The organism is Halonotius sp. F2-221B (assembly GCF_046719765.1).
Lineage (GTDB): Archaea > Halobacteriota > Halobacteria > Halobacteriales > Haloferacaceae > Halonotius.
This window is the reverse complement of record NZ_JABEBY010000015.1, coordinates 1-25,439: the sequence shown is the minus strand read 5'-3', so window position 1 is coordinate 25,439 and position 25,439 is coordinate 1. Positions and strand designations below refer to the sequence as shown.

Sequence of the window (25,439 nt, the reverse complement as noted above, 5' to 3'; positions counted from 1 at the left end):
GCGTGAGACATCTCAGCACCAGTCTCCCGCCAGCTCATCGCCAGCCTGCCACCAACCCACAGACAGCCAGGCGCGTCCCATCCAAGTGGAACCAACCGCAAGTGCTATTCCGGTCGGTGATGTATCTGTTGTATGACAATCGAAGCCGGCGACGAGGTCGTCATCAAGTATGTCGGTCGTACCGACGAGGGAACTGTCTTTGATACCTCACGCGAGGCTGTCGCCGCCGAATCCGGGCTCGCTGAGGCCCAGCCCGACCGTGAGTTCACCCCGCTGACGGTCGCTGTCGGCGCCGGCGAGGTGATCACCGGCATCGAGGAGGCACTGCCAGGATTGGCCGAGGGCGACACCGAATCGATCGACGTCCCACCGGAGCGAGGGTACGGAGAGTGGTCGGAGGAGCATGTCCAGGAGTACGCAACCGACGAACTCACAGCCACCCTCGGCGGCCAACGCCCGGAGGTCGGTCAGTACGTCGAAACCGAACAGGGTGCGGCCGCGGAGATCACCGCTGTCGACGATGATATCTCAACGGTGGATTTCAATCCGCCGCTGGCCGGCGAGACACTCCACTTCGAGATCGAGGTGCTTACTGTCACCGAACAGTCAACAACTGAGTGACACCTTCTACGTCGCTAATCAGTTATTGTGCCACTATATTTTTGATTCTGCTCCGCGTAGCGTGTGGTAATGGTAGACGAACCCCCCTCAGAGCTGTTCGATCATCTGTACTCGCTTTCGAGCCGGGGGGCCTACGATGAACTCATCCGCTATCTCCGAACCCACGAGGAGGAGGATGTTCGGTACGGCGCGGCCGGTGTGCTCGCCGAATCGGTCGGGGGGTTCAACGAACAGATAACCCCCGCCAGACGCAAAGCACTCGTTGACGCCGTGCGCACCGATCCCAGCGACGCGGTGCGGGCGAACGTCGTCAAAACCCTTCTCGCTATCGATGAGTCGATCGCCGACAATATTATCACCCGACTGGAGATGGCACCCGAATCGACGCCGACGGAGACGCCGTACCCGCTAATCTTGACCAAATGGCACGAGCGACAGTGGCCCGAACTCCGCTATCTCGCTGTCGTCGGCTTTGAACGCGTTGGCAGCCCCACCACGACCGAAAAGCTCCGGACGACGATCCAACGGGAGACGGATCTGCGTGTGCTCCGCCGCGCAATCGAGGCCAGCGGGGCGGTCGGCGATGAGACGTTTGTCACGCCGATCAAGAGCTATCTGCGGATCGACGACGACACCAGGTATCAGTCCGCCGACGACGAACAGATCCGCCGCACCAAACAGGCCGCGGTCGAAGCGTTGGTCGCTATCGGCACCGATGGTGCCTACGAGGCGTTGCTCACGGCCTCGCGGGGGACGGATCCCGAACTCAAAGCCTGCGCGATCAGCGAGATCGGCCGGCTTGCGCCGGATGAGGCGGTCGATCTGATCGTCGACGAACTGGACGACGACGCCGACGAGGCGGTGCGTCAGGAGGCCGCCGAGGGGTTGATCACCACCTTCACCGAATCCGATTTCGAGGAGGGCCACACGGTTCGCCAGCAGGCCCTTGCTGAGATGGGCGAGGATGTCGACGCTGCCGTGTCGGATGCGTTTGCATCGATCGTCGATGACTCCCCACACAAACCGGAACAGCGCAACGCGGCCTGGCTGTTGGGCCAACTCGAAACCGCGACCGAGGACACCGTCGATAGCTTGCTGTCGGCGTTAACCCACGAGGATGACTATCTCAGAATCATCGCGGCAGCGGGGTTAACGACGCTTGATCCCGCGCTCGTCGATCAGAAGCTCACCGCCTTCCTTGACTCTGTTGAGGAAGACTCCGCGGCCCACGAGCTTGCCTCGATGATCCAGTCACGGCTGGATAACGGTTCGGAGAAGGCTATCTGGGGGTAAAACGCTCGTTTCAAACGCACTGTGCTCCTCCTCGCGGTGCAGCTCAGGGGGCGATCTCCTCGTCGGTCAGCATGTAGTAGGTCGTGCCGCTATCAAAGCCGAACGACTCCAACACACCCCAGTCGGCCATCGTGTCTATCGCGTCGGTGATCGTTGCTTCTGGCGGCGCGTCATCGCCGAACAGTTCCTCACAGACACGGCTCACCTCCTCGACTGAGAAGCCAGCCTGCTCGTTTGACACCTGGAGGACGCCCGCCCACACCCGGTCACGATCTGTGCCCACACGGTATAGCTACAAACTGTGATGATGAAAATACTATGGGTTCCTCTCAGTGATCAAATAGGTACTGCGACTGCCGGTGTTCACAGTGCCCGCCCTGCTTGCTCGGTTGAATTGCTCTCAGAGTGAGACGTTCGACCGATAACCCGCTGGCTCCCGCTGCGGTCGGTATCCACGCCGGAACGAACGATCGTGGATGTCGCTACCGGGATCAGTTCGACGGCTGTTTGTGGCTTGGTAGTTCGTACGGATTACTCAATCCGATCGGCCTTGTAATCGCTGAGGTATTGGCGAACCGTCGGCTCGGCTTTTTGCAGTTGGTCGGCTATCTGTTCGGTGTCCATCCGATGGAGGCCAAAGAGATAGGCAGCGATGGCTTTCTGGCCGTCAGTCGCCACCTCAAGCGGGACAGTTGTCGGATCGGTGCGATCTGACTCGGCCCACCAGAAGCCGGTTCGCTCGTTGAGCCGACCGATTATCATCGCCCGACGGCGGCGTTCGTCTCGGTGGTAGCTCCCGCGAACGTTATACCAGAGTTCGTGTGTCGGCTCTGGGCTGTCGTCGCCGTTTGGTGGCACGTAGTACAGCCCGCCAGTGAGCGGGGCGAACTTCTCGCCGGCGCAGTTGAACGAGACGATCATCCCGCCGTCCGCAAACTCCTCTTCGACCCTGGCTGTCCGGTACCCCCAGTCGGCAGCCTCGATCCCATCGGCTGTTGTCGGGAACGGGTCGGGGATGATACATGCTTTGTCTGCCGTCGAACCCATATGTGCTGTATCCACCGACACGATACTAAATGTCGGTGTTTCGCATATGTGCGGCAGTACAGCCGGGCAAGGACAGCGAGGTTCCGACGTGTCATCAACGGCAATGAGCGATCATTCGCCGCTGTCATCGCCCGACTGCTGGTGGGGTTCGTGTGGGACTCCTGTGAGCGACCAGCGTGATCGACTCGGCGGGACTCCCGCAAACAAACAGCCTGACAGACTCGGCGGGATTTGAACCAGACCCAGACGTGCTCGCTCACTCCGTTCGCTGCGCGCGACTGAGAGGGTTGCAAATCCACGCGCTCGCTACGCTCGCGCTCGACTCGTCCATTTCTTCACTTCGTTCAGAAATGGACTCGGCGGGATTTGAACCCGCGGCCTTCCCCGTGCCAGGGGGATGATCTACCGCTGATCTACGAGCCCGCAACGCAATCTGTCGTTCCCCGGTTTTGGTATTAAGGCCTTCGACTCGGGGTAATGAGCCTGTCGGCGAATAGAAAGCCATTAACGCCCACAGCAGCGACCAATCGCTGGGAACAGCACAGTCGTAACTCTGACTCGCCCGTTTGGGCTTGGGATTGCGACAGTGCGCCACCAGCCCGCGGCGACCAGTCTGTCGTCTCGGGGCTGTGTGGACACGTCGTTTCTGCGGCCTGTGCCGTTCCAACCTAACAATGGCACGAATGCATACCCGTCGCCGTGGCTCATCCGGATCGGATCGCCCGGCGGCAGACGAACCAGCCGAATGGAGCGATGTCGACGCCGACGCCATCGAGGATCGCGTCGTTGAACTCGCCGAACAGGGACATGACCCCAGCGTCATCGGGATGAAACTCCGCGATGAGGGCGTCAAAGGGACGCCGATCCCGAACGTCAAACTCGCCACCGGCAAGAAGGTCGGCGAGATCCTCGAGGAACACGACGCCGCGCCGGAACTCCCTGAAGACCTTCGGCGGCTCATGGAGCGCGCAATCACGCTCACTGAGCACCTCGATGAGAACGGCCAAGACCACCAGAACAAACGCGCACTCCAGAACACGGAGTCGAAGATCCGTCGCCTCGCCAACTACTACCGCGGCGACGAGATCGACGCGGACTTCAACTACAGCTACGAGCAAGCGACAGAACTCCTCGAATAAGCGATCATGTCGGACTCCCGGACTGACGCCGCAGCCGCAGCCGATCCCGACGCCGCCAGCACGGTGGCCTCGGCGGTAGCGGCCGCGCCGTTCGTCCGCCTCTTCGGCCACGCCGACGGCGACGCACTCGCCGCCTGTGGCCTGCTGGCGGTCGCACTCCGCGACCGGGAGATCCCGTTCCGCGTCCACGTCTCGGCGGATCCGTCCGGCGACATTATCGACGGCGAGGAGAGCGACGGCGAGCCTGACGACAGCCAAACCATCGTGGTCAGTCGCGGCCAGCGCGGCCCGGCTGAACTCGCGGTGCCAGCCCGCGATGACCGCCAGCCGGCGAGCGTTGCGGCCGCGGCGATCAGCCGCGAACTCGGTGTCGATCCCGACCCGGTGCTCGCCTTAGCGGGCGTCATCGCCGCCGGCGAGACACCCGGCGGAGCCGGAGGTGACGACCTCCTCGCGGCGGCTGAGTCGGCCGCCCTCGTTGAGCGTCGACCCGGTGTTGCGGTGCCGACCGCCGACCTTGCCACCGATCTCGCCCACTCGACGCGGCTCGACGCGCCCTTCTCGGGTGCTGTCGACGCCGCTGGCGAACTCCTCGCTGATCTTGGCATCCCGACCGATTCGGACACCGAGATCGACGCGGAAACACGGACACAGCTCGCCTCCGCTGTCGCCGTCGAGGCGGCAACCGCCGACCCGGCTGCCCCACAGGCTGCCGATTCGGTCGAGGCCGCACTCCGGCCGTATGCGACGCCGACCACACCCTTCGCCACGCTTGGCGGCTACGCTGACGTGCTGTCAGCACTCGCCCGCGAGGCACCGGGGGTAGCGGTATCACTCGCGTTCGGCGCGCCCGAAGCCGTCAGCGAGGCGGTTGAGACCTGGCGCGATCACGCCGCCGCGGCGCATGCCGCACTCGACGCGCCGACAACGGGTCGCTACGATGGCGTCTACGTCCTCCGTGTCGAGACGGATCGCCTGTCGGTGTTGCCGACGGTCGCCCGCCTCGCACGGGAGTTCCGCTCGCCGGAGCCCGTCGCACTCGTCGTCAGCGAGCCGATCGACGGCCGCCGCCGGGCCGCCCTCGCGGCAACCGGGCCACGTGGGCTCGACGACGCAACGGCGACTGTCGCCCGCGAGTTCGATGGCGACGCCGGCGGAACGCCGACGAACGCAACACTCGCTGTCGACGACAGCGTCGCCGACGGTGAGTTAATTGCCGCGGTCAGGGAGGCACTCGCCGATGACTGACGCCACTACCCACTGCGCGGTCGCCTGTAATGCGACCGTGACAACGTCGTACGCGACACCGACGCGCGCAGAGCGCGTCGCCCGCGCGGTCGTCCCCGACAACACCGCGTCGATGACGACGCGGGTCGAGGCGACGACCGTCACGACCGAGATCGACCGTGATACGACCGGGGGGCTGCAGTCGACCGTCGATGACTACGTTGTCAACCTTGGTGTCGCCGAGGCGGTACTCGATGCCGTCGACACGGCAGCCGACGCTGGTGACGACGCGACCGACACCGACGCTGGCGACGACGCCGACGCGGATTCCGACATCGCCCCGACCGAGGACAGCACAGCAGCCGAACCTACGACAGACAACACAACCCAATCATGAGCGAACGATCAGTTTCACAGCAACAGGACGGAAAACGATGGTACACCGTACAGGCCCCCGAGCAGTTCGACCGGGCCGAACTCGGTGAGACCATCGCCGAAGAGCCACAGCAGGTCGTCGGCCGCACCATCGAGACGACCCTCGGCGACATCACGGATGACGCCGGATCAGACAACACCAAACTCACGTTCAAGATCGACGACGTGGGCTCGGATACGGCCTACACCGAGTTCATCAAACACGAGCTGACGCGGGATTACCTGCGCAGCCTCGTCCGCCGCGGGGCCTCGAAAACCGAGGCCAACATCACGGTCGTCACGACCGACGACTACCGCGTGAAGATCCAGCCCGTCGCCTTCACGACGAAGAAGGCCGACAACAGCCAAGAGCACGCCATCCGGCGTGTCATGATCGACCTCGTCGAGGAGGCCGCCGCAGAGCGCACCTTCGAGGAGCTGGCCGACAGCGTTATCGAAGGCCGGCTCTCGTCGGCGATCTACGGCGAAGCCAAACAGATCTACCCGCTGCGGCGCGTCGAAGTGACAAAGCTCGAACTCGAAGCCCGCCCCGAAGAGCTGGCCGAAGAGGAAGCCACCGCCGTCGATGTCGACGAAGACGACATCGCCGAAGACGTGGCCGACGACTAAACCGGCGACCACATTTTCGCATTTTCACCGCACCCAGCGACGCGATTACTCTTCGACAACGACGGTACCAACCATGTTGCTGGTCTCATGGGGGATACAGACGTAGTTGTACTCGCCGGGGATCTCGAAGGTGTGGCTGAACGTTTCGCTGGTTTCGATGCGGCCGCCGCTGTCGTTGTGCCAGGCTTCTCGGGCTTCGTCGGTTGAGTTGTAGCCGCCGCTGGCGAAGAAGGCTGCTCCCTCCGGGAGGCTGCTCTCGTAGGCGGTGACGGTGTGGCCGCGGGCGCTCGTGTTTCGCCAGACAACGGTTGTTCCGGCGTCGACGGTGATCTCTTCGGGGGCGAAGGCTGTCGCTCGCATCCCGATGTCGTACTCGGGGCGATCGAAGGTGCTGAGACAGCCCGCGAGGCCGCCCACCCCGGCGGTACCGAGGGTGGCCAGTATCCGCCGTCGCGTCCGCAACTCGACCATACATCGGCTAGGGATGGGAGCCATATAGGCCGCGTGGTTCGACCGGCTGTCAGCCACTGCTGTTGAGGCCTCGGCCACGAAGATAACAACACATAACCTCCCACTGGCCAACGAGCAGATATGCAACCGCGGTTCGTCGGGCGACTCGGGGCTGCCGACGCGGTCACCGTCGCCAACGCCGCCCTCGGCTTTCTGGCGACCGCCGCCGCCCTCATCGATGTGACCCTGGCCGCCCGGCTCATCCTCGTCGGCGCGATCACCGACGCCCTCGATGGGATCGTCGCCCGGCGCCGGGGGAGTACGCCCGCTGGCGTCTATCTCGACTCCCTGGCCGATGTCGCCTCCTTCGGTGTCGCTCCCGCTGTTCTCGTTGTCGCCGTCGTCTTCGAGCAGTGGATGCCGAACGGCGAGCCCGCGGTCGTCGGTGTCGGCGTCTGCCTGCCCGCGCTGTTCGTAGCGATGGCGGTCACCCGATTGGGGATGTACACCGCCTACGACTACGACAGCGCGGAAACCCAGGGCGTCCAGACGACGCTGGCGGCGACGATCCTGGCGGCGGCTGTCCTGGCCGGCTTCACCGCGGTCTGGCAGCTCATCGGGCTTGTTGGCGTGCTCGCGGTGCTGATGGTGACACAGATCACCTATCCGGATCTCCACCCACAGGACGCGCTGATCATGGGGGTTGTCCAGGGGTTGGCGATCCTCACGTCGGGCTACTACGGTCGTGTTTTTGCCTTCGCGCTGCTGTTTTTGGCAGTGGCGTACCTCGTCTTTGCGCCGCGATTTTACTGGCGGGATCACCTCGACAGCGACTTTCTGCAGTCGTCGTTTGGCGAGGAGTAGTGCGGCTTCGACCCGCTACATCCCCATGTCGGCAGCGGCGTCCGGCACCGGGAGCGCGTTGGGGGTGACACCGAGTAGTTCCGCGGCGTGATCGAGTGCCATATCGAACCCGTAGTAGCGTTCGAGTTCGTCGCCGTCGGCTGTCTGTCGCACCCGCAACATCGCATATCCCTCGCTGTTTTGGGCGACGACCGCGGTTTGGCCCTCGCGGTCGAAGACGAGGCGGCGTTCGCCCGCTGTTTCGGTGTAGCTAGCATGGATGTCGCCGGCGGTGGCGGTCGTCTCGGCGTCGGTTTCGGGTGCGGTGTCGTCGCTGTCAGTCGTCGCGTTGTCGGCCATGCAAACCCAAGGTACTGCTGATAGTCGAAGCTGTCGGTGGGCTGGTCGGTGGATCGAAAACCGCGTATGAATGGCGGACAGGCCGACTTGCCGGCCGTTCCAAACACAGGGATTCTCGGTTGCCTCCTCCACCCCGCGATCCGGCGAGCGACGGGCGTCCGGCGATGGGCTGCTCGCTTCCGCGCCTGACCCACTGTCGCCGACAACCCGGCGTGGAACACCCCTGCGGGTGTACACACCGAGCCGCTGTCCCCGACGGACGAGGTTTCTACGTTGGCTCCCGAGGCCTGTGTCGGTTCAACCGACGCCCCGGCTGTTCGGCCCCCGCTAAAGACTGTCTCACGGGCGAGGAGCAGGGCCTACCTGCCCGGCCTAGTCCACTCCGGGATACAGCCGAGGGCGTTAAGTCCCTTTCGGCTCGCCGTCCAGCCATGTCGACGCCATCGGGGGGTTGCAACGCTGTCGCCGTCAGTCGCGTGTCGCCGCGATCAGCAGCGTTTCGCCGCGTTCCTCCGCGCGATCGACGCTGAAACCAACCTCGGTCAACGACTCTCGAAGATCGGCTGCACTGAGGCGTTCGCTTCGCGGCGGCCCGGCCTCACCCCGCCCCTCGGCTGACCAGTCAACGATCACGAACCGACCGCCGGCACTGAGCACCCGGCGTAGCTCCGCCAGCGTCGCCGCAAGCGGCAGCTCGTGGGCCGTCATCGTCGACAGCACCGCGTCAACCGAGCCATCATCGAGCGGGAGGCTATCGGTCGAACTCTCGACCAGCGAGACGTTTGCCGGCACCCCGTTTTTCCGGAAGTAGTCGTGCATTTCTGACTGGATATCGACCGCCGAAACCTGCCCAAAGAAGGGCGCAAGCGCGGTCGTATAGAAGCCGGTTCCGCTGCCGAGATCAACAAGGTGGTCGTCGGCCCCGCCGCCGGCCGCAAACGCGCCGAGCAGCTCCTCCCGCGAGCAGAACTGATAGCGGCTTTCGTCGTCTAACTTGGCCGCCTTCGCCGGATCAAACGTGTGAAATCCCATTGGTCGATTGTGGGCACCAAGCCCAATAGAGCCTCGGATTTGGCTTCTGGGGCGAGGATCTATGTGGACGGCGGCGAAAGCGACGCTATGCTCGGCTCCTTGCTGTCACCATCCAGATCTGTCCTGTCAGGTGGGTTCCGATGACCGATCGGTCGGGCCTGCTCACGCGGCCGGTCGTCCCGGTGTCGGACGCTGACGACGCTGTCGAGACCTACGACGCGCTTCGCCCCGAGATCGACCCGGACTGCTGTCAGCCGCTGGTGGTCAGCGTTGTTGCGGCCAGCGGTGCTGACGACACCCCCCAGCGTGCAGCGACCAACCGCGCTACCGACGCCGTCGATCGGTTTGCGTCGCTTGCGGCTGCTGATGGGATCGCTGTCGACACCGACGTGCTGACCGGCGACGACATCGCCGCATCGATTATCGACGCCGCCACCGCGGCCGGCGCCTCGGCGATCGCCTTTCACTCACGCGGTGGCAGCGATTGGCTGGATGTTGTCGCTGGCGGTGTGCGGACGGCCCTCATCGTCAAAAGTGACTGTCCGGTCGTGGTGCTGCCGGCCGATGAGCGGTAGTCTTTGCCCGTGTCGTGTTACTCCTCGGGGGCGTGATCCGCCGGCGGAACGACCAACACCGGTACCGGCGCGGTTCGGATCAGCGTCTCCGTGACGCTGCCGAGTAGATACCGGTCGAGCCCGGTTCGGCCGTGGGTGCCGACGACGATGCAGTCGCTGTCGGCGTCGGCGGCGTACGATCGAATCCCCTCGGCCACCGAGTTGTCGTCCTTGACGGCGGTATCGACAGCCCCAACGCCGGCATCGGTCGCACGATCGCGGGCCTCGTCGATGACCTGCTTGGCGGCCGCGGTCAGACTCTCCGTGAACTGGTCGGCCCGGAGATCCCCCCCAAACAGCCCGGTGTCGATAACCGACAACAGGTGAAGCCTGCTGCCGTCGGCGACCGCGAGGTCGATCCCAACATCGAGGGCGGCCGTCGCGGTATCGCTGCCGTCGGTCGGGACGAGCAGCCGCTCGAACGGCGTCGTCAGCGGCGTTGCGTCGGGCCGAAGTGTAAGCAACGGCACCGGCGTCTCACGGCTGACGCGTTCGGTCGTGCTTCCCAGCAGGTGCTCCTCGATGCCGGTTCGCCCCTGCGTCGGCATCACGATGAGATCGATGTCGGCGGTGGTTGCGTACGTGGTGATCGTCGCGGCGACACCACCCTGTATCACCGCTGTCTTCGTCGGGATGCCGCGTTCGGCCGCCTTCGAGGCGGTCTCGTCCACAAGCTGTTGGCCCGCCTGTTCGAGGGCGTCGACGACCTCGTCGCCGATCCGGGTGACGCTGTCGTGGGCGGTGTCGGCGACGTTCAGCACGTGGAGGGTCGCGTCGTGGGCCGCCGCGAGCGCGTAGACGCTGTCGCGGATCGCAGCAACACCGTCGCTGTCGTCGATCGGAAACAGGATGCGGTCGAACATACCCGTCGATTCGGGCGGCGACCTAATAACAACCCCTGCCGATGTCGTTGCTGACAGCCCTCCTGTCTCGGTGTGTTGCTCGGGGCGGTGTCATCGCCGGCACCGCACCCGTTCAGGTGTCGTTTTCGGCCGATGGCTCCGGGGTTGGTGATGTCTCCTGCATTCGTCCATAGAGATATCCGAAGTGGACGATCCCCGGGAGGACGAAGCCGCCGATCGCCCACCCGGCCGCCACGGGGATCGATCGCTGTCGCCGACGCGCATCCCGAAACAGCCACACCGAGACGGCGAGTGTCACCCCATAGATGACGACCATGATGGGGCGATCGATGATAGCGGCGACGAGCAGCGGCGAGCCGGCCGCGATCTGAAACGGTGCCCCGGCGGCCGCCAGCGACGCCGCTACTGCCACGGCTGTGATTCCTCGGTGAGCTCGCCCGCCAGCGACCGCCCCATCGCCTCGGTTGGGTTGCCGACGTTCGCTAAGGCCCACATCAGCTTCACCTTCGCGGTGCCAGGGAGCGTATCGCCGGCTTCGACGATGCCGGCAGCCAGCAGATCCCGGCCCGTGTCGTAGACACGGTCACAGACCCGGCCTTCCAAACACTGACTCGTCATCGCAACCACGGTTCCGTCGTCGACGAGTTCCTCGACCCGCGGGATCAGATCAGTGTGGATGTGCCCGAGGCCGGTGCCCTCGATGATCACGCCGTCGGCGTCGTCGAGGTAGTCCCACGCCGCGGGATCCATGCCGGGCGTGAATTTGACGAGTTCGACCGCGGGATTGAGATCGTCGTTGCGTGCGAGATCGGCCTCGCCGCGCGCGGCGTACTCGCGGTTGAACGCGAAAGCGTCGTCGGCAACCGCACCGTCGCCGCCGTTGTCTCTGGCGGTCGCATACTCGATCGTCGCCAGCGGCTTGTTGCCGACGGTCTCGAAGGCGTCTCGCCGGGAGGTGTGGTTTTTCCGGACGCGCGTGCCGCGATGGAGCGCGCAGCGGTCGTCGCTGGCCGACGCGTGCATACAGAGCAGCACCTCCGCGCAGTCGGCTTTCGCGGCTTCGACCGCTGACACCGCGTTCATCACGTTGTCCGAGGAGGGCCGGTCGGCCGATCGCTGGCTGCCGGTGAAGACGATCGGCACCGGCGTATCGAGCATGAACGACAGTGCAGCCGCCGAATACTGCATCGTGTCGGTGCCGTGCATGACGACGACGCCGTCGGCTCCTGCCTCGATTTCCTCGTACACTGCGGTGGCCAACTCCTGCCAGATCGAGGGATCCATATTCTCCGAGAGGATGTTGGCGACGACGCGGCCCCGGTAGTTGGCGCGCCCGGCGAGTTCAGGGACAGCCCGGAGTACGTCCTCGGCGGTGAACTGCGCGGTCACCGCGCCGGTGCGGTAGTCGACCGTCGAGGCGATCGTGCCGCCCGTTGAGATGAGCGAGATCGTCGGCCGGTCGTCGCCGAACTCGATCTCGGAGACTGCTCCATCGTCGGGCTCACCCTCGTCGTCGATGTCGTGAACGCCGGTTTCCAGCACGTCGACGCTGGCTGCCTCGCGGTCGATGCCGATGTTGTAGCCGCCGTCGAGCTTGAGGACGATGTGGTCGCTCGTCGAGGAGGGCAACACCACGCCTTCGTTGGTGGTACCGCCGCGCTCGACGCGGACGCGGTCGCCTGGATGCATACGCCCGCCTTGCCCGGGGGTCGACTTGAAACCACGCTTTCGCGGTTGTGATAGTGGGAATTCCACCGGAACCTTTCGACGCCACTTGTTTTGAAACAGGGTAACCGGGAACAACCTTGATGTGTACCCAAACCCATACACAAAACACGGATGGCCTCGAAAAACATCGGCATCAAAGAAGATGTCTACGAGCGGCTGAAAGCGCACAAACGCGGTGACGAAAGCTTCAGCGAGACGCTCGACCGACTCATCCACGAACGTGAGTCCGATTGGCGGACGAACGCCGGATTTCTCTCTCAGCAAGCGGCTGACGACCTCGAAGCAGCGGTTGAGCAGGGCTTTGAGGATCTCGATGCTGCGTTCGATGAAGATGGCAACCGAATCGACGAGCGGCTGTCAGAGGAATCGTGAAGCTCGTCGACGCGTCGTTTCTTATCGATTATGCCCGCGGTGACGACGCCGCAATCGAATATTTAGCCGCCCACGACAGCGAAGAGATCGGTGCACCGACCATCGTCCTCTCGGAGCTGTATCGCGGGTTGATGATCACCCAGGAGATGACACAAGCGGAGGCGATGTCGAAATACGAGTGGGTGCAGCCGGTGCCGTTCACGAACGAAACGGCTGCGGAAGCCGCCGAAATCTACGCCAGCCTCCGTGCCGACGGCGAACTGATCAACAAGAGTGACATCTACATCGCCGGAACTGCTCGCTCGCTCGGTGTGCCACTCGTCGTGGACGACACCCATTTTGCTGCTATCGAGGATCTGAAAATCGAGAGGTATCGAGAATAGTTCGTAGCTGTTGTGCGACAGACGGCAAGCCGCACAGTATCGTCGCTGTCGGCACAACAGCCAAACCGCTGGGTCGCCACGGTTGGGTATGCAGCAGTCCGACGAGCTAACCGAGACGGTCGACGGGGTCGACACTGAGATCCCATCGGGTGCCGATGATGACGGCGGCTCGGGCCGCCTCGGTGGCCGCTTCTCGGTGAAAGCCCTCCTGATCTCGCTGGTCGCTGTCGCCATCGGTGTCGCCGGCGGCGGCGCGATCCCGGTTATCGGCAGCATCGGCTCGCTCGCCGGTGTGTTCGCGGCGACGTTCATCCTCGGCATCCTCGCCGGCGACGCTCGCTATCTCGAAACCGGCCTCGCCGGCGGGATCGTTGTCGGTGTCAACTTCGCGTTGAGCCTGCTCACCTCTGCCGTGCTCCCCATTGGAATCGACTTCTTCCAGCAGTACGGCCTCGCCTTCGGCGGGCTCGGGGTCGTTCTTGGTGCGGGCCTCGCGCTCGTCGGCCACTACTTCGGCCGGGATCTACGCGACGGGCTGACACGAGAGATTTAGGCCGCCGATCCGCCGTCGAGTCGATCGAACTGCCAGGCCGCCAGCGCGACGACGACGAACGACAGCGCGACCGTCAGCGTCGGCACCACGACCGCGGGCTCGTAGCGCAACGGCGGGTGGTAGCCGAAGCCGTAGTCGACGATGTCGTTGACGAGCAGCAACACCAGCGAGAGCCCGAGTGCGCCGCGGGTCGTCCGGCCGTAGTGGAGGATGGCGAACGCCAGCGCGACAAACAGCAGGTGGGTGCCGATGATCCCCCAGTACGCGTAGAGCGCGTCGGCGTCGAACCCGATATACAGCCCAACGCGGCGGTTGAGCGCGATGACGACCCAGAGGCCGTATTTGATGAGCCAGACGTACGCGAGCGTGTGGAGATACGCCAGTGGCCGGTTCGTGGGGGTCGCCGCCAGCGGGCGGTCGAGCGTCGGCAGCAACGTCGCCAGCGACAGCGTCGCCAGCGCGATCGCGGTCGGCGAATCCGCATACAGCGGCCACAGCAGCGTCGACACCGCAGGCATCGTGTCGACGTAAAACCGCACCCCGACGAGAAAGGCGACCGCGCTGGTGACAAGCAGCATGACCAGACTCGGGCCGTGGGAGAGATACGACTCGGCGACCGCCCGCGGTACCGGTCGCCGGCGCGTCGGCATCGTCTCCCAATCGGCTCGCTGCGACATGGCTGGTCTCTGTGTAGCCAGCTACAGGTGTCTGTCGGTCGATCGAGAGGTGGCGATCACGACGACAACGCCGACGGCGGCGACAGCCGCGCCGACAGCGAAGACGCCGGCAACGCCGAGGCCGGGCACCAACGGCCCGAACACCACCGGCGCGAGGAACTGGCCGGTGTAGCCAACTGAGGCAAGATAGGCACTGAACTGGCCCTGCTTGGCGGCTGGCGCGAACCGCTCGACCCACGCGAACGCTGACGGAAAGACCAGCCCGATGCCGGCCCCGAATAGGACGACCGGGAGCAACGCGCTCATGGCGGTTGTGATGAGGCTCACACTCGCAAACCCGATCGTCCACAGCCCGACGGCGATGCCGACGAGCGTGAGCCGACTGACGCGGCTTCGCAGTCGATCGTAGGCGACGGCGGTGACGCCGCCGGCCGCGCCGTTGGCGGCCAGATAGAGGCTGATCGCCGCCGAGGAGTCGACACCAACCCCCTGGAGAAACTGCGGGTAGAAGACGACCACGACGTACAGCAGCGTGTTCGCGGTGAAATAGAGCAGATAGACCGCGAGCAGCTGCGGGCGACGACCGAAGATCGTGGCTGTCGCCGTGAGCCGCTCCCGAAGCGTCGTGGTGGCCTCGGTGGTGGTTTGGGAGTCGTCGCTTGCGGTGATTTCGTCGTCGTCGCCTGTTGTTGTTGCTGGCTCCGGAACCGTCAGCAACGCGACCAGCCCAAGCGGAAGCGCGACCAGATAGACGGCAAACGGCAGGTTCCAGCTTACCGTTCCGGCCGCACCGCCGATCAGCGGCCACACCGCCGCGCCCGCGCTGTTGGCACTGCTCCGGTAGCCGAGGGCGCGCTCCATCGCCTGGCCCTCGTAGAGCTGGTAGAGCAACACCGTGATCGACGTGTAGACCGCGGCGGTGCCGACCCCGAGCACGACCCGGGAGGCCAACAGCGGCAGGTAGCTGTCGACGACGAGGCCGGCCCCACCGCCGAGGCCGTAGATCACCAGCCCGGCGATAAATGGTCGCCGCGGGCCGATCCGATCGATCAGCGCGCCGACAGCCGGGCTGGCAAGGACGATCACGCCGCCGTGGGTCGTGATGATCAGCCCGGCGGCGGTATCAGAGACGCCAAGGGCCGACTGAATCTGTGGAACCACCGGCCCGAGGATCGCGCCGGCCATCACCGTCAGCGTCGCGGCGGCGACGATCACCCACAGCGCGGTTCCCGCTGTCGACTGCTCGGCGTCGGCCATCTATCGTGGTGGTTGTGTGTCCCCACTCATTCGTGTCGGAGCGCGTCGATCGGATCGATCCGGGCGGCCCGCCAGGCCGGATACAGCCCGGCGACGATCCCGACCACGACGCCGACACCGACGGCGAGCGCGATCCAATCCGGGGCCAACGCGAAGGTCACGTCGGCGTAGGCGGCCGCCCCCCGACCGACAAGGAGGCCGAGCGGGACGCCGAGCAGCGAGCCGAGTGTCCCCAACAGCGTGGCCTCGATGACGAAGACGCTCATCACGTCGCGGTTGCGCGCGCCGACGGCTTTCATGATCCCGATCTCCCGGGTGCGCTCGGTGACGCTGACCAACATCACGTTGGCGATACCGATCGCGCCGACGACCAGCGAGATGACGCCGATCCCGGTGACAAACCGGGTGATGCGCTCGATCACATCGCTGATCTCATCGATGAAATCACTCCCCGAGCGGGCGACCAACTCGGTGTCGCTCGCCGACAACTGGCGGGCATCGGCGTCGCCCGCGAGATAGGCCTCGATCGCTTCGCGCGTCTCTGCCGTTTGTCGTGGATCGGTGACGACGGTCACCTGTGGGTAGGCCCGTTGCCGCACCCCAGCCGAGGGGCTTTCGACGACCGCCGCATAGAAGGGATCGACCGGCGCGAAGAGCCGCGGCTGGCGAGCAAAGTTGCTCACCGGCAGCTCACCCCGCGTGCCGTTGACGACGCCCGTCACCGTCACCGGTCGCTCCTCGCCGTCGGAAAAGGTGAGCGTCAGCGTCGACCCGGCTGTCAGATTCTCGCTGAAGCCGGTCGCCAGTCGCTCGTTGACGACGACCTCGCGCTCGCCGCTGGTGAACGCTTGTCCGCTGACCGTCGACGCCGGCGTGATGCTCTCGGGTGTCGTTGCGGTCACCTGCGATCTGGCGAGCGTCTGGTTGCCGGCGCGTATCGACGACACCTGAACTGAGCCGCGCGGCAACACCGCGGTGACACCCTCGATCTCACCGATCGCCGCAAGATCCGATTCGGTAAACACCGGCTGCAACACCCGGTCGAACCCCTCGTCGTCGCTGGGGGTGCCGAAGACGTAGATGTTGCCCGCGTTGCTGTCGCCGATATCGCCGATGATCTCGGCTTGGACGCTGGCTCCGAACGTTGCAAACGTGATCACCGAGGCGATGCCGATGACGATACCGACGACGGTCAACGCCGAGCGAAGCTTGTGGGCTCGTATCGACCGCACAGCGATCCGGAGGCCTTCGCGGCTGTCCATCAGGCCTCACCCGTGGCTTCGATCGAGCCGATCTTGCCATCCGTGATGTGGACGATCCGGTCGGCGCGCTCGGCGACATGGCGTTCGTGGGTCACCAGCAGGATGGTGTTGCCCGCGGCGTGGAGGTCATCAAAGATATCGAGGACGGTCGCGCCGGTGTCGGTGTCGACATTGCCGGTTGGTTCGTCGGCGAGGATGAGTGCCGGATCAGGTGCGAGCGCGCGGGCGATGGCGACCCGCTGGCGTTGGCCGCCGCTGAGCTCGCTGGGAACGTGGTCGGTGCGGTCGCCCAGCCCAACCGCCTCCAGGCGGTCGACCGCGCGGTCGATCCGGTCGGCCCGCGACCAGCCATCGAACACCAACGGGAGGGCGACGTTTTCGACGGCGGTCAGCCGCGGCATGAGGTTGAACGTCTGGAAGACAAAGCCGATGTCGGTGCCGCGGATCGCGGCGCGCTCGTCTTCGCTCGCTGTCGAGACCGGCTTGCCGTCGACGGCAACATGGCCCGACGAGGGGGTATCGAGCCCGCCGATCAGGTTCAACAGGCTGCTTTTCCCGGAGCCACTCGGCCCCATGATCGCGGTGTACGACCCCCGTGGAAGCGTGAGGCTCACCTCGTCAAGTGCGGTTACCTGCCCCCCGACAGTGTAGTATTTCGACACCTCGTCGACGACGACCGTGGGCTCGGTCTCGCCGGTCTCGGTTACGGCTGTTGTTGCGGTCGCGGCTGTCTCGCTCACACACAGCTGTTGGCTGTCTGCGCGTATCAACGTTGGCCACCGGCTGGTCTGCACCGGCCACCTCCCTCCTCGGAGCAATGTACTTACGTCACAAGCACGTACAACAGGTGATGACTACTGCTCCATTCAGTCGTCGCCTCGGTGTGCTAGCCGCTCTCCTTGCGATCGGCCTGCTGGCCGCCGGCGCGGCGACCGGCCTCCCCGGCATGGCCGTCGACGACCAGCCATCCGGCGACGAGATCCTTGATCGCGTCGAGACCCGATACGATTCCGCCGACACACTCAGCGGGACGGCGACCGTGACAGTCGAAAACGAGACCGAAACGTCGACCGCGACCGTCGAGTACGCCGCCAAACAGCCCGACAAGGTCGCTTACACCGTCAACAAGGCAGGCGAGACCTACGAGGCCGGCTCGAACGGCAGCGTTGTGTGGGCTGTCGGTGCTGATCGCTCGTTCGCCCGCGAGGTGCCGACCGAGGCTGAACTCGAAGAGTACGAGGCCGGCGTCGACAACGGCGAGCTTCCGGCCGCCTCCGACGACTACGGCTCGATGACCGACCCGGTCGAAGCGTCGAACGTGACCGCAACCCGCGTTGACACGACCGAGATCGACGGCCAGTCCGCCTACGTTGTCGATGTCGAACCGACCGACGAGTCGGCCGCGTCGACGAGCGGAACCCTCTGGGTTGCCACCGACGACAGCCGACTCCTCCGGATGACGGCGACCGATGGCACCAACGAGACAACCGTTCGCGTCACCGAGACACAGTTCAACGTAAGCATCCACGACAGCACGTTTGAGCCGCCGGCCGACCGGGTGTCGGTGACAACGTCTGACTCATACGACAGCTTCGAGGCCGTCCAGTCGGCGACCGAGCTCTCGGTGCCCACATCCGACACCGGCGAGTTCACCACCGCAACGGTTGTCAGCCGCGCTGACGGCACCGCCGTCATCCAGCAGTACGCGGCCGATGACGACACCGTGTCGGTGATCACCGCAACCGGTGGGTCGACACCGGTGGATCGGCTTGAGGGAGAGACCACGGTGACGGTCAACGAGCGATCGGCGTCGGCGGTTGAACAGGACGGTCGCGCGGTCGTCTTCTGGACCGACGATGGGGTCACAACCGCCGTCGCTGTCGAGGGGACGATCGACGACGCGACCGCGGCCGCAGCCGGCCTGTAACCCGCCGTCGACGACCGCTGATTTTCCCGGTCGCCTCAACAAATTATCTCCGGTGATAACTACGGGCGAACGCTTTTTGAGTGGTACGGTGACCATCCGATACCACTCAGATGGCGTTCCAGTCACCTCACCATGTTCCACACTGCTGCTGTTGCGGTCGCCCGATCTCGTGGCTGAGCGACGGGTCGGGATCGGATCGGCCCACAGAGCAGGCTGTCGGCCCGGGGTCGCCCGCCATGCTCGACAGCCAGCCGACGATCGGGGTCGATCCAGCGACGAGCGACGCAACCCCCGAACCTGACGGTGGGACGCGGCTGCTTGCCCCGATCCCGAACCCGGTCTGTGAGGCGTGTGCGGCGGCCGCGATGACCGCCGACGGTGCGTCGATCGACCCGCCGTCGGCAACCGACCAACCGTCGACAGCCGACTCACCTGCCGAGCCCCCGGCGACCACACCCGCCAGCGGCCCCAATCCGGTCGTTGTCGATGGGGTCACCTGTTGGCGGATCGGCACCGACGAGACGTGGCAGCTGGCCCGCGACGCGCTCGGCTGTGAGTCGGCCGCCGAGTTCCTGCGACGACACACCGACGACGATGGTCGGCCGTTGCGATGGTTCGGGATCGACCATCAGGGCTCGCCACGACAGGTGCGAATCGAGCCCGACGCAGTTAGCGACATCACCGCGTTCTGTGCGTCCCTCGCAGACGGCACCGCCGTCCGGATCGAGACGGCGGCTGGGGCGCGATCGATCGATGTCCCGGTCGTTGACGTTCGTCATATCTCGCCGGCTGATCGATCCGCTCACGACCCCCCGCAGGTGTCGGCGTTGACAGCCGAGGCAACCCCTCGGCGGGTCACCGTCTCGCTGCCGGCGATCGAGACCCTCTTCGTGCCGCCGCAGCCAACGGTGTCGGCTCCTGGCCCGGAGCCCTCCTCACAACAGCTTGATCGCTACGGCCGGTTGGCGGCTGCTGCCCCCGGCGTGGTTGATACCGCCGGACTGGCGAAGATCGCTCAGACGGCCGACACCCAGACCCAAACGACCGCGGTACGGATCGTTGCATCCGTGCTTTCGGCGACTGCGACCCCCGGGTTGACCGCGATCCCGTCGCTCGTGGCGTGTCTTGACGGTGGCCGACTCAGCAGACTGTATGCCCTGCGATCGCTGGCCCATATCGCGGCGGTACAGCCGGCTGCCGTCGCCGACGCGGTCGATGCCGTTATCGACACGCTGCCCGCCGACAGCCGGCTGGTGGCGACGGCGGCGACACGGCTGTTGGCTCAGGTGGCCGACCACGACCCCGGTGTTGTCGTGGATGCGATGTCGGCGTTCGACTCGGTGTTGGAACCGACACCGACCCGGGCGCGCCGGCAGGCACTGGCGACCGTCGGGCTCGTCGCCAAGGCGGAGCCGGACGCCGTTCGACCGCTCGTGCCACAGCTGTGTTCGCTGCTGGAAACCGACGACACCGCCTATCTGATCAGTACCACCGCCGCCCTCGGCCGGGTGACGGCTGCCTACCCGGCTGCGGCGACGCCGGCGGTGCCAACGCTGCTCGCACAGCTTCCCGCCGACAGTCCGGAGCTTCGCGCCAACACGGTCGGGATTCTCGGCGATATCGCGGCCGAGTATCCGACCGACATCGCCCCCTACACCGACGAGCTTGCCGAGCTGTTGACCGACGACGATCCCACGGTGCGGTCGAATACAGCCGGTACGTTTGCCCGCATCGCCGCGGTGCGACCGCGACATGTCACACCGTTTGTCGACGCCTTGATCGAGCTGTTAGACGACAGTTGGACGCGCAGCCGTGTCCACGCCTGTTGGGCGTTGGGCCGGTGTAACGCCGCCGCGGCAGCCGATGCGTTGGCCGAGCGTCGCCACACCGATCCGAAGGAATCAGTGCGGCAGCGGGCGGCGTGGGCACTCAACCGGATCACGTGACGGCGGCCCGCGAAGGCCTCAATAGCGGCCCCACCCAAGTGTTGGTAATGAGTTACACCGTTACCTACCACTGTCCACACTGTGAGGCGATCGTCGAACTCGAACGTGCAGGGTATCTCGACGACAAGGCGGTGACGCCGTACCCCTTCGAGGGCTGGTCGTACGTCGCTCCCGACGAGTCATTTGAGGACGAAGATGATGTCGACGGCGTCGAATTCACCTGCGGTGGGGATGGGACGCTTCGGGATGGCGAAACCGGCTGCGGGGAGTCCTTCTATCTCAGCTTCATCAAGTTCGAAGACGGCCAAGAGATCGATCCACGACAGCCGAGCGAACGCGTCGAACTCGCCGATGAGTCGCCCACCGCACCCAGCGGCCCGCGTGGCCCATCGGGGCCGGGATCGGGCGGCTTCTGGTCATAAGTGGGTTGTGCTGGCTGTCCCAGCAGCCCGATGGTTCCCGGACGATATCTGCGTGGTCGATAATCGACTCGGGCTCTTGGATGATTCGATGAAACAGACTCTAAACTGTGATATACGACCGTACGGAGTGACGTATTGAGGACAACGATGTGTTACTCACGCTGTACCGTCGGCAACTCAACAACAAATACTGCCCCCTCAGATGGAGCAGCTGTGGGTGTTTCAGCGTCCACAATCCCGCCTTCGTTGCGATCTTCGATCCAGACATCACCACCGTAGCTGTCTACCAACGACTTGACGAGGTAGAGGCCGATTCCGGTGCCCTCACTGTCGAGTCCTTTCTCACCCTTCCCGAAGATGTCCTCCTTTGCGGCGTCAGAAATGCCGGGACCGTTGTCCGCAACTCGGATTCTGATACTTCCATCCGCTGTGTCCGATGACACGGCAACGGTCGGAACTGGTTTGTCGTTGTGCTGGACTGCATTCTTCAACAGGTTGCGAAACACGGAACCTAACATCTTGTTAGCTCGCACCGATACCTGCTGAATCTCCGACGCAGAGATGATGTTGGCGTCTGGATATGCTTCCCTGATCTGTTCAATCTCAGATCGTACTACCGAACGGATACTGATCGGTTCAAGTTCTTGCTCCGCCGAAAGCATGACAGCCGCCATCTCTCGGGCTACCGTTGTGAGATCAACGGCATGCTCTGCGTTTTCATAGACGGTCTGCAAATGCGTTTCTGCCTCCTCATGATCTATCGCGTCCGCAACCATCTCCGTATACGCAAGGATCAATTGGAGGTCGTTCCGGATATCGTGGCGCAGCACCTGATTGAGAATATCCAGATTGTCACGCTGTTCCTCTAACTGGCGTTCATAACTTTTCCGTTGGGTGATATCGTTCGCCACTGCGACGAATTTCTCCGGGGTGCCCTCCTCATCGGTAAGCGGTGAAACCGTCTGATTGAGTACGACTTCCTCGCCGTTTGCCCGTTCATCAATCACCTCGGCTTCCCACTGGTCACCGGCGAGGATCGTCTCCCAAAGCTCGTCGTAGTAGTCGTCGCTGTGCTCGCCTGATTTGAGGATACTCGGCTTGCGACCGATTGCCTCAGCTTTGTTGTACCCGGTGATCGACTCAAACGCCGGATTGATGTATTCGATGTTTCCGTCTGTCTCGGTCATATACACTGCGTGACCGGTCTGTTCGACGGCTTTCTGAAATTGTTTGAGTTGCTGTTCTCGCTCTTTTCGCGCAGAAATATCTCGGACAATCGCATGGACTGCTGGCTCGCCCTGATGTTCGAACCGGCTGAGCTTTACCTCAGCAGCAAACTCCGTGCCATCACCGCGCTGGTGGATCCACTCAAAGAATGCCGTCCCTTCGTTGAACGCTTTTTCAATGTGTTCTAATGCTATCGCCTTCGAGTCTCTGCCATCTGGTTGGGACTGCGGCGCGAGTTCCCACGGGGTGTACTCGGTGAACGCCTCGACAGACTCGATGTCGAACAGTTCCAGTGCCTGTTCGTTGCAATCAAAGAATCCGTCCCGGTCAAGCAGCATGAGGGCGTCGCGGCTATCCTCAAACAGGCTTCGATACTTCGCCTCGCTGATTTCGAGTGATCGTGCCCGTTGTTTTCGCTCGGTGATATCTCTGACGAGGGCATGCACAGCCGATCTGTCGTTATACTCGAATCGGGTGAGCTTCACCTCTGCCGGGAATTCTGTCCCATCGGCGCGCTGGTGTACCCACTCGAAGACTGCTTCACCCGACTCAAAGGCTGTATCAATCCAGTCACTCGCGGCCTCCTGTGAGGGTCGCCCGTCGGGCTGTGTCGTGGGTGACAGCTCCCCTGGGGCATGCGTGACGAACTCCTCGACAGAGTCGATTCCAAACAGTTCGAGTGTTTGTTCGTTACAGTCGAGATACCCCTCACGATCCATGAGCATGAGCGCGTCACGATTGTGCTCAAACAGATTGCGGTACTTCTGCTCGCGTGCTTCAAGCTCTCGTTGGTTTTCTTTTTGCTCTGTTATGTCGATGAGATAGCCGACGAGTGAGGTGTCTTCGGGGTTGTCCGGAGCTGTGTTTGTGTATTCCTTTACCCAGCGGGTGTTCCCGTCAGCATCGCGTATCCGATAGGGATCCAGCGTGACCAATTCCTGATCGGTTTTTCTCTCTCTACTAAACGCCTCTCTGACCTGTTGTACATCCTCGTCGTGAACGAGTGAGACAAACGCAGTTGACTGGAGTTCAGCCGGCGTATAGCCGAACGTGTCCTTGACGTTCTCTGAGACATATTTGATGGGCCAGCCAGCGTCATCGTCCCACCGGAAGACAACTGCCGGCCCTTGTTTGAACATCTCTCGCTCAGCTTCGAGTCCCTGTTGGGCGGTCTTTTGCTGGTCGATATCGATATGAATCCCAACCGCACGGATCGGATCATCATCGGCATCTCGTTCGACAATGGTTCCGATATCGCGGATCCACTTCCAGTCGCCGCTTGCGGTTTTCATCCGGTGTTCTGTATCGTAGTATTCAGTTGCTTGCTGCTCGTGGTTTTCTAATGCAGTTTTGATTCGCTCAGCATCATCCGGGTGGGTTCGGCTCTCCCAGGCACTGAGATGTGGCTCGATATCATCGAGTGTGTAGCCGAGCATCGAGGCCCACTGTTCGTTGTACTCGACCTGATCGGTCGTCATATCCCAATCCCAGACGCCGATCCCCGCGCCCTCGACGGCGAGTTTGAGCCGTTCTGTGAGCTGTGTCACTTCCTGATTCGGCTGCTGACTATCAGGGGATGGAGAGTTCGGGACTTCCTGAGAGGTCGCCACAATCCTTTCGACGGTTCCATCCTGGACAACAGGTGTGTACGTTGTCTCCCACGACACTGTCGCCGCCGGCCAACTGATGGTTTCGGTTCGTTCAACCGGCTCGGCATGATCGAGACAGTCTTCCAGTGGGTGACGAAGCGCGGCTGCAGCGTCAGCATCTAACAAATCGTCCAAGGGCTGACCACTGCCGTTGGCTATATCGACCCCTGTTTGTTTGCTGTGGATAGTATTGTTATTTTTAACCACGAATGTGTGGGCAGTGTCACTTCGTTTGACAGCAAACACACAGACAGGCTCAGAGATACTACTACAGATCGCGTTACAAACGCCTGAATACTCGGTTTCTGTGCCGTTCGATATCATCGACTTACATTTTCTCTTCAGCGATTTGTTTCATATGTAATTCACTCTGAGTTAGTGTTGTGAAATACACACTATAAATCAATGGGATAGGTCTGTATTTATCGACATACAGCTCAAAGGGCCGAACAACGAGTCAGTTGCTGCTGCGTTGGCAAAACTATAGAGTTATGTCATTGGATTAGTGGACGGATGGCGTGGGCTGGGAGCTCAAGTTCTTCGCTGTCTGGCAGTCGTATCCGATAGCGTGGTTCCTCTATTTGCTCGCCGGTAATTGTCGTTAGCTCGCCTTTGACGACATCAATAATGCGGCCGTGGTCGCCGTGATACTGGTCATGATCAGGGTCTGTCTCGTCAGGGATATCGATGCGAACTGGGTCTCCAGTGCTGAACTCGGTCATACTCGCAGGGATGGTAGTGTGTCTCTTAGTCGTGTTGTGGCCTGTGATGTCGTTCAACAACCTCTGCAAAGGCAACATTCTCTTTTGCAGTTTCAATCCGAACGGTTGCTCTGTCGCCAACCTCTGTGTCCGGAACGATGACAACGTAGCCTCGATCAATCCGGGCAATCCCGTCGCCTTGGTCACCGATGCTGTCAATCTCAACGTCACGTGTTTCGCCGACATCAACAGGTGGCTGTTGCTCGTCTTCCTGTTCAGGTGCTGGCTCGGCTGGTTGATCAGCTGAGGAGTCAGATGCAGTGTCTGCATCTACCGGCAGCAGTGCCACGCGGTATGTTCCACTCGTGTCTATCGCGCCGTTCTCTATCTCTCGATCCGGAATCTCAATATGATATGAATCGTCTTCAACACTCACTTGCGTAGTGAAGAGGCAAAGCAAGTCATCAGAAATTTCCATACCACAAGCACGCTACCGAGGGTAAAAAGTGAATTCAATTTGGTAGTGTGAAGAGAAGCGATCACCACGAAGTAAGCGTATGAGGGTAGTAGTTGGTCACCGTTCAATCGTAACGATATTTTCGAGTGGCTCTCGATACTCACCTTCGCCGACAACCGTACCATCTGCGGTGATCCGGTACTCTTCGTCGTACTGGGTGAGGTGTAGTTCGGCCGTTTTGTGAGTGACATCCCACCCAGCGTCGGTGAACCGCTCAGCAAGACTATCAAGCCATTCTGCGTCTAACTCGCCAGGTTCGATCTGTTCCAAGCGACCTGCTGGAAA

Annotated in this window: 30 protein-coding genes, 1 tRNA gene and 1 other RNA gene; 14 read left to right on the top strand and 18 right to left on the bottom strand. The window is 63.1% G+C overall.

The window, feature by feature from the left end; genetic code table 11:
* Positions 1-132 precede the first annotated feature (132 nt).
* On the top strand, positions 133-621 hold the full coding sequence (locus tag HKK80_RS11575) for an FKBP-type peptidyl-prolyl cis-trans isomerase (RefSeq protein WP_411799754.1): 489 nt from the start codon (positions 133-135) through the stop codon (positions 619-621).
* Positions 622-690: 69 nt separating this feature from the next.
* A complete protein-coding gene (locus HKK80_RS11570) occupies positions 691-1,914 on the top strand; it encodes a HEAT repeat domain-containing protein (protein ID WP_411799753.1) in 1,224 nt (407 codons plus the stop codon).
* Between the two features lie 43 nt (positions 1,915-1,957).
* Here HKK80_RS11570 and HKK80_RS11565 read toward each other — a convergent pair whose 3' ends face one another.
* The 3 genes from HKK80_RS11565 to HKK80_RS11555 all read right to left on the bottom strand — a co-directional run bounded on the left by HKK80_RS11565 (position 1,958) and on the right by HKK80_RS11555 (position 3,384).
* The gene (locus HKK80_RS11565) at positions 1,958-2,197 is read right to left on the bottom strand and encodes a hypothetical protein (protein WP_411799752.1); all 240 of its coding nucleotides are present in this window, start codon (positions 2,195-2,197) and stop codon (positions 1,958-1,960) included.
* Between the two features lie 248 nt (positions 2,198-2,445).
* On the bottom strand, positions 2,446-2,961 hold the full coding sequence (locus tag HKK80_RS11560; RefSeq protein WP_411799751.1) for a hypothetical protein: 516 nt from the start codon (positions 2,959-2,961) through the stop codon (positions 2,446-2,448).
* Positions 2,962-3,312: 351 nt separating this feature from the next.
* A tRNA-Ala gene (locus HKK80_RS11555) sits at positions 3,313-3,384 on the bottom strand.
* Between the two features lie 251 nt (positions 3,385-3,635).
* Between HKK80_RS11555 and HKK80_RS11550 the strand changes: the two genes are divergently transcribed.
* From HKK80_RS11550 to HKK80_RS11535, 4 genes are read left to right on the top strand one after another with little or no spacing between them, the layout of a single operon-like run.
* Positions 3,636-4,100 carry a 30S ribosomal protein S15 gene (locus tag HKK80_RS11550; RefSeq protein WP_411799750.1) on the top strand — a complete coding sequence of 155 codons (465 nt, stop codon included), beginning with the start codon at positions 3,636-3,638 and terminating at the stop codon, positions 4,098-4,100.
* A 6-nt stretch (positions 4,101-4,106) separates the two neighbouring features.
* Positions 4,107-5,348: an exonuclease RecJ gene (locus HKK80_RS11545; protein ID WP_411799749.1), complete on the top strand. Its 1,242-nt coding sequence runs from the start codon at positions 4,107-4,109 to the stop codon at positions 5,346-5,348.
* Positions 5,341-5,724, top strand: coding sequence for a KEOPS complex subunit Pcc1 (locus tag HKK80_RS11540; RefSeq protein ID WP_411799748.1), 384 nt, complete (start codon positions 5,341-5,343; stop codon positions 5,722-5,724). The genes HKK80_RS11545 and HKK80_RS11540 overlap by 8 nt, the downstream gene beginning before the upstream one ends.
* Positions 5,721-6,371 carry a 30S ribosomal protein S3ae gene (locus tag HKK80_RS11535; RefSeq protein ID WP_411799747.1) on the top strand — a complete coding sequence of 217 codons (651 nt, stop codon included), beginning with the start codon at positions 5,721-5,723 and terminating at the stop codon, positions 6,369-6,371. Before HKK80_RS11540 ends, HKK80_RS11535 begins: the two co-directional genes overlap by 4 nt.
* Before the next feature lie 45 nt (positions 6,372-6,416).
* On the opposite strand, the gene HKK80_RS11530 is transcribed toward HKK80_RS11535, so the two are convergent.
* Positions 6,417-6,842 (bottom strand): plastocyanin/azurin family copper-binding protein, encoded by a 426-nt coding sequence (locus tag HKK80_RS11530; RefSeq protein ID WP_411799746.1) that lies wholly within the window; start codon positions 6,840-6,842, stop codon positions 6,417-6,419.
* Positions 6,843-6,962: 120 nt separating this feature from the next.
* Here HKK80_RS11530 and HKK80_RS11525 point away from each other — a divergent pair, with 120 nt between their 5' ends.
* Positions 6,963-7,685 (top strand): protein sorting system archaetidylserine synthase, encoded by a 723-nt coding sequence (locus tag HKK80_RS11525; protein WP_411799745.1) that lies wholly within the window; start codon positions 6,963-6,965, stop codon positions 7,683-7,685.
* A 15-nt stretch (positions 7,686-7,700) separates the two neighbouring features.
* Here the strand turns inward: HKK80_RS11525 and HKK80_RS11520 are convergent, their stop codons facing one another.
* From HKK80_RS11520 to HKK80_RS11510, 3 genes are all read right to left on the bottom strand, one after another.
* Entirely contained in the window at positions 7,701-8,024 is a 324-nt protein-coding gene (locus HKK80_RS11520) for a hypothetical protein (RefSeq protein WP_411799744.1), read from the bottom strand.
* Between the two features lie 71 nt (positions 8,025-8,095).
* Positions 8,096-8,407: signal recognition particle sRNA (gene ffs, locus HKK80_RS11515), an RNA gene on the bottom strand.
* An 85-nt stretch (positions 8,408-8,492) separates the two neighbouring features.
* The gene (locus HKK80_RS11510) at positions 8,493-9,056 is read right to left on the bottom strand and encodes a class I SAM-dependent methyltransferase (RefSeq protein ID WP_411799743.1); all 564 of its coding nucleotides are present in this window, start codon (positions 9,054-9,056) and stop codon (positions 8,493-8,495) included.
* Positions 9,057-9,196: 140 nt separating this feature from the next.
* Between HKK80_RS11510 and HKK80_RS11505 the strand changes: the two genes are divergently transcribed.
* A complete protein-coding gene (locus tag HKK80_RS11505) occupies positions 9,197-9,631 on the top strand; it encodes a universal stress protein (RefSeq protein WP_411799742.1) in 435 nt (144 codons plus the stop codon).
* Between the two features lie 17 nt (positions 9,632-9,648).
* Here HKK80_RS11505 and HKK80_RS11500 read toward each other — a convergent pair whose 3' ends face one another.
* The 3 genes from HKK80_RS11500 to gatD form a co-directional block, all read right to left on the bottom strand.
* Positions 9,649-10,533, bottom strand: coding sequence for a universal stress protein (locus tag HKK80_RS11500; RefSeq protein ID WP_411799741.1), 885 nt, complete (start codon positions 10,531-10,533; stop codon positions 9,649-9,651).
* A 112-nt stretch (positions 10,534-10,645) separates the two neighbouring features.
* Positions 10,646-10,945, bottom strand: coding sequence for a hypothetical protein (locus HKK80_RS11495; protein ID WP_411799740.1), 300 nt, complete (start codon positions 10,943-10,945; stop codon positions 10,646-10,648).
* Positions 10,936-12,222, bottom strand: coding sequence for a Glu-tRNA(Gln) amidotransferase subunit GatD (gene gatD / locus HKK80_RS11490; RefSeq protein WP_411799739.1), 1,287 nt, complete (start codon positions 12,220-12,222; stop codon positions 10,936-10,938). The genes HKK80_RS11495 and gatD overlap by 10 nt, the downstream gene beginning before the upstream one ends.
* A 150-nt stretch (positions 12,223-12,372) precedes the next feature.
* Between gatD and HKK80_RS11485 the strand changes: the two genes are divergently transcribed.
* The 3 genes from HKK80_RS11485 to HKK80_RS11475 all read left to right on the top strand — a co-directional run bounded on the left by HKK80_RS11485 (position 12,373) and on the right by HKK80_RS11475 (position 13,569).
* A complete protein-coding gene (locus HKK80_RS11485; RefSeq protein ID WP_411799738.1) occupies positions 12,373-12,633 on the top strand; it encodes an antitoxin VapB family protein in 261 nt (86 codons plus the stop codon).
* Positions 12,630-13,016, top strand: a complete 387-nt coding sequence (locus tag HKK80_RS11480; RefSeq protein ID WP_411799737.1) for a PIN domain-containing protein — start codon at positions 12,630-12,632, stop codon at positions 13,014-13,016. The genes HKK80_RS11485 and HKK80_RS11480 overlap by 4 nt, the downstream gene beginning before the upstream one ends.
* Before the next feature lie 88 nt (positions 13,017-13,104).
* Positions 13,105-13,569, top strand: a complete 465-nt coding sequence (locus HKK80_RS11475) for a hypothetical protein (protein ID WP_411799736.1) — start codon at positions 13,105-13,107, stop codon at positions 13,567-13,569.
* On the opposite strand, the gene HKK80_RS11470 is transcribed toward HKK80_RS11475, so the two are convergent.
* From HKK80_RS11470 to HKK80_RS11455, 4 genes are read right to left on the bottom strand one after another with little or no spacing between them, the layout of a single operon-like run.
* Positions 13,566-14,219: a DUF1405 domain-containing protein gene (locus HKK80_RS11470; RefSeq protein WP_411799820.1), complete on the bottom strand. Its 654-nt coding sequence runs from the start codon at positions 14,217-14,219 to the stop codon at positions 13,566-13,568. The two genes, HKK80_RS11475 and HKK80_RS11470, sit on opposite strands and share 4 nt — an antisense overlap.
* Before the next feature lie 48 nt (positions 14,220-14,267).
* Positions 14,268-15,503, bottom strand: a complete 1,236-nt coding sequence (locus HKK80_RS11465) for an MFS transporter (RefSeq protein ID WP_411799735.1) — start codon at positions 15,501-15,503, stop codon at positions 14,268-14,270.
* A gap of 26 nt (positions 15,504-15,529) precedes the next feature.
* Positions 15,530-16,765 (bottom strand): ABC transporter permease, encoded by a 1,236-nt coding sequence (locus HKK80_RS11460; protein ID WP_411799734.1) that lies wholly within the window; start codon positions 16,763-16,765, stop codon positions 15,530-15,532.
* Positions 16,765-17,505, bottom strand: coding sequence for an ABC transporter ATP-binding protein (locus HKK80_RS11455; RefSeq protein WP_411799733.1), 741 nt, complete (start codon positions 17,503-17,505; stop codon positions 16,765-16,767). Before HKK80_RS11455 ends, HKK80_RS11460 begins: the two co-directional genes overlap by 1 nt.
* A gap of 110 nt (positions 17,506-17,615) precedes the next feature.
* Between HKK80_RS11455 and HKK80_RS11450 the strand changes: the two genes are divergently transcribed.
* The 3 genes from HKK80_RS11450 to HKK80_RS11440 all read left to right on the top strand — a co-directional run bounded on the left by HKK80_RS11450 (position 17,616) and on the right by HKK80_RS11440 (position 21,060).
* On the top strand, positions 17,616-18,692 hold the full coding sequence (locus tag HKK80_RS11450; RefSeq protein ID WP_411799732.1) for a LolA family protein: 1,077 nt from the start codon (positions 17,616-17,618) through the stop codon (positions 18,690-18,692).
* A 236-nt stretch (positions 18,693-18,928) separates the two neighbouring features.
* Positions 18,929-20,638: a HEAT repeat domain-containing protein gene (locus HKK80_RS11445; protein ID WP_411799731.1), complete on the top strand. Its 1,710-nt coding sequence runs from the start codon at positions 18,929-18,931 to the stop codon at positions 20,636-20,638.
* A 47-nt stretch (positions 20,639-20,685) separates the two neighbouring features.
* Complete coding sequence (locus tag HKK80_RS11440; protein ID WP_411799730.1) at positions 20,686-21,060, top strand: hypothetical protein; 375 nt, start codon at positions 20,686-20,688, stop codon at positions 21,058-21,060.
* A 152-nt stretch (positions 21,061-21,212) separates the two neighbouring features.
* Here HKK80_RS11440 and HKK80_RS11435 read toward each other — a convergent pair whose 3' ends face one another.
* The 4 genes from HKK80_RS11435 to HKK80_RS11420 form a co-directional block, all read right to left on the bottom strand.
* Positions 21,213-24,260 carry a PAS domain S-box protein gene (locus HKK80_RS11435; RefSeq protein ID WP_411799729.1) on the bottom strand — a complete coding sequence of 1,016 codons (3,048 nt, stop codon included), beginning with the start codon at positions 24,258-24,260 and terminating at the stop codon, positions 21,213-21,215.
* A 170-nt stretch (positions 24,261-24,430) separates the two neighbouring features.
* Positions 24,431-24,658 carry a hypothetical protein gene (locus HKK80_RS11430; protein ID WP_411799728.1) on the bottom strand — a complete coding sequence of 76 codons (228 nt, stop codon included), beginning with the start codon at positions 24,656-24,658 and terminating at the stop codon, positions 24,431-24,433.
* 25 nt (positions 24,659-24,683) lie between these two features.
* Positions 24,684-25,115, bottom strand: coding sequence for a TRAM domain-containing protein (locus HKK80_RS11425; protein ID WP_411799727.1), 432 nt, complete (start codon positions 25,113-25,115; stop codon positions 24,684-24,686).
* Positions 25,116-25,211: 96 nt separating this feature from the next.
* Positions 25,212-25,439, bottom strand: a 228-nt coding sequence (locus HKK80_RS11420; RefSeq protein ID WP_411799726.1) for a hypothetical protein, incomplete at its 5' end; no start/stop codon positions are given.

What these genes read in the sequence shown, in the direction of transcription:
- HKK80_RS11575 (WP_411799754.1), top strand. Translation starts at nt 133, where the DNA reads ATGACAATCGAAGCCGGCGACGAGGTCGTCATCAAGTATGTCGGTCGT.
- HKK80_RS11570 (WP_411799753.1), top strand. Translation starts at nt 691, where the DNA reads ATGGTAGACGAACCCCCCTCAGAGCTGTTCGATCATCTGTACTCGCTT.
- HKK80_RS11560 (WP_411799751.1), bottom strand. Translation starts at nt 2,961, where the DNA reads ATGGGTTCGACGGCAGACAAAGCATGTATCATCCCCGACCCGTTCCCG.
- HKK80_RS11550 (WP_411799750.1), top strand. Translation starts at nt 3,636, where the DNA reads ATGGCACGAATGCATACCCGTCGCCGTGGCTCATCCGGATCGGATCGC.
- HKK80_RS11545 (WP_411799749.1), top strand. Translation starts at nt 4,107, where the DNA reads ATGTCGGACTCCCGGACTGACGCCGCAGCCGCAGCCGATCCCGACGCC.
- HKK80_RS11540 (WP_411799748.1), top strand. Translation starts at nt 5,341, where the DNA reads ATGACTGACGCCACTACCCACTGCGCGGTCGCCTGTAATGCGACCGTG.
- HKK80_RS11535 (WP_411799747.1), top strand. Translation starts at nt 5,721, where the DNA reads ATGAGCGAACGATCAGTTTCACAGCAACAGGACGGAAAACGATGGTAC.
- HKK80_RS11530 (WP_411799746.1), bottom strand. Translation starts at nt 6,842, where the DNA reads ATGGTCGAGTTGCGGACGCGACGGCGGATACTGGCCACCCTCGGTACC.
- HKK80_RS11525 (WP_411799745.1), top strand. Translation starts at nt 6,963, where the DNA reads ATGCAACCGCGGTTCGTCGGGCGACTCGGGGCTGCCGACGCGGTCACC.
- HKK80_RS11520 (WP_411799744.1), bottom strand. Translation starts at nt 8,024, where the DNA reads ATGGCCGACAACGCGACGACTGACAGCGACGACACCGCACCCGAAACC.
- HKK80_RS11510 (WP_411799743.1), bottom strand. Translation starts at nt 9,056, where the DNA reads ATGGGATTTCACACGTTTGATCCGGCGAAGGCGGCCAAGTTAGACGAC.
- HKK80_RS11505 (WP_411799742.1), top strand. Translation starts at nt 9,197, where the DNA reads ATGACCGATCGGTCGGGCCTGCTCACGCGGCCGGTCGTCCCGGTGTCG.
- HKK80_RS11500 (WP_411799741.1), bottom strand. Translation starts at nt 10,533, where the DNA reads ATGTTCGACCGCATCCTGTTTCCGATCGACGACAGCGACGGTGTTGCT.
- gatD (WP_411799739.1), bottom strand. Translation starts at nt 12,222, where the DNA reads ATGCATCCAGGCGACCGCGTCCGCGTCGAGCGCGGCGGTACCACCAAC.
- HKK80_RS11485 (WP_411799738.1), top strand. Translation starts at nt 12,373, where the DNA reads ATGGCCTCGAAAAACATCGGCATCAAAGAAGATGTCTACGAGCGGCTG.
- HKK80_RS11475 (WP_411799736.1), top strand. Translation starts at nt 13,105, where the DNA reads ATGCAGCAGTCCGACGAGCTAACCGAGACGGTCGACGGGGTCGACACT.
- HKK80_RS11470 (WP_411799820.1), bottom strand. Translation starts at nt 14,219, where the DNA reads ATGCCGACGCGCCGGCGACCGGTACCGCGGGCGGTCGCCGAGTCGTAT.
- HKK80_RS11465 (WP_411799735.1), bottom strand. Translation starts at nt 15,503, where the DNA reads ATGGCCGACGCCGAGCAGTCGACAGCGGGAACCGCGCTGTGGGTGATC.
- HKK80_RS11460 (WP_411799734.1), bottom strand. Translation starts at nt 16,765, where the DNA reads ATGGACAGCCGCGAAGGCCTCCGGATCGCTGTGCGGTCGATACGAGCC.
- HKK80_RS11450 (WP_411799732.1), top strand. Translation starts at nt 17,616, where the DNA reads ATGACTACTGCTCCATTCAGTCGTCGCCTCGGTGTGCTAGCCGCTCTC.
- HKK80_RS11445 (WP_411799731.1), top strand. Translation starts at nt 18,929, where the DNA reads ATGCTCGACAGCCAGCCGACGATCGGGGTCGATCCAGCGACGAGCGAC.
- HKK80_RS11440 (WP_411799730.1), top strand. Translation starts at nt 20,686, where the DNA reads ATGAGTTACACCGTTACCTACCACTGTCCACACTGTGAGGCGATCGTC.
- HKK80_RS11435 (WP_411799729.1), bottom strand. Translation starts at nt 24,260, where the DNA reads ATGATATCGAACGGCACAGAAACCGAGTATTCAGGCGTTTGTAACGCG.
- HKK80_RS11430 (WP_411799728.1), bottom strand. Translation starts at nt 24,658, where the DNA reads ATGACCGAGTTCAGCACTGGAGACCCAGTTCGCATCGATATCCCTGAC.
- HKK80_RS11425 (WP_411799727.1), bottom strand. Translation starts at nt 25,115, where the DNA reads ATGGAAATTTCTGATGACTTGCTTTGCCTCTTCACTACGCAAGTGAGT.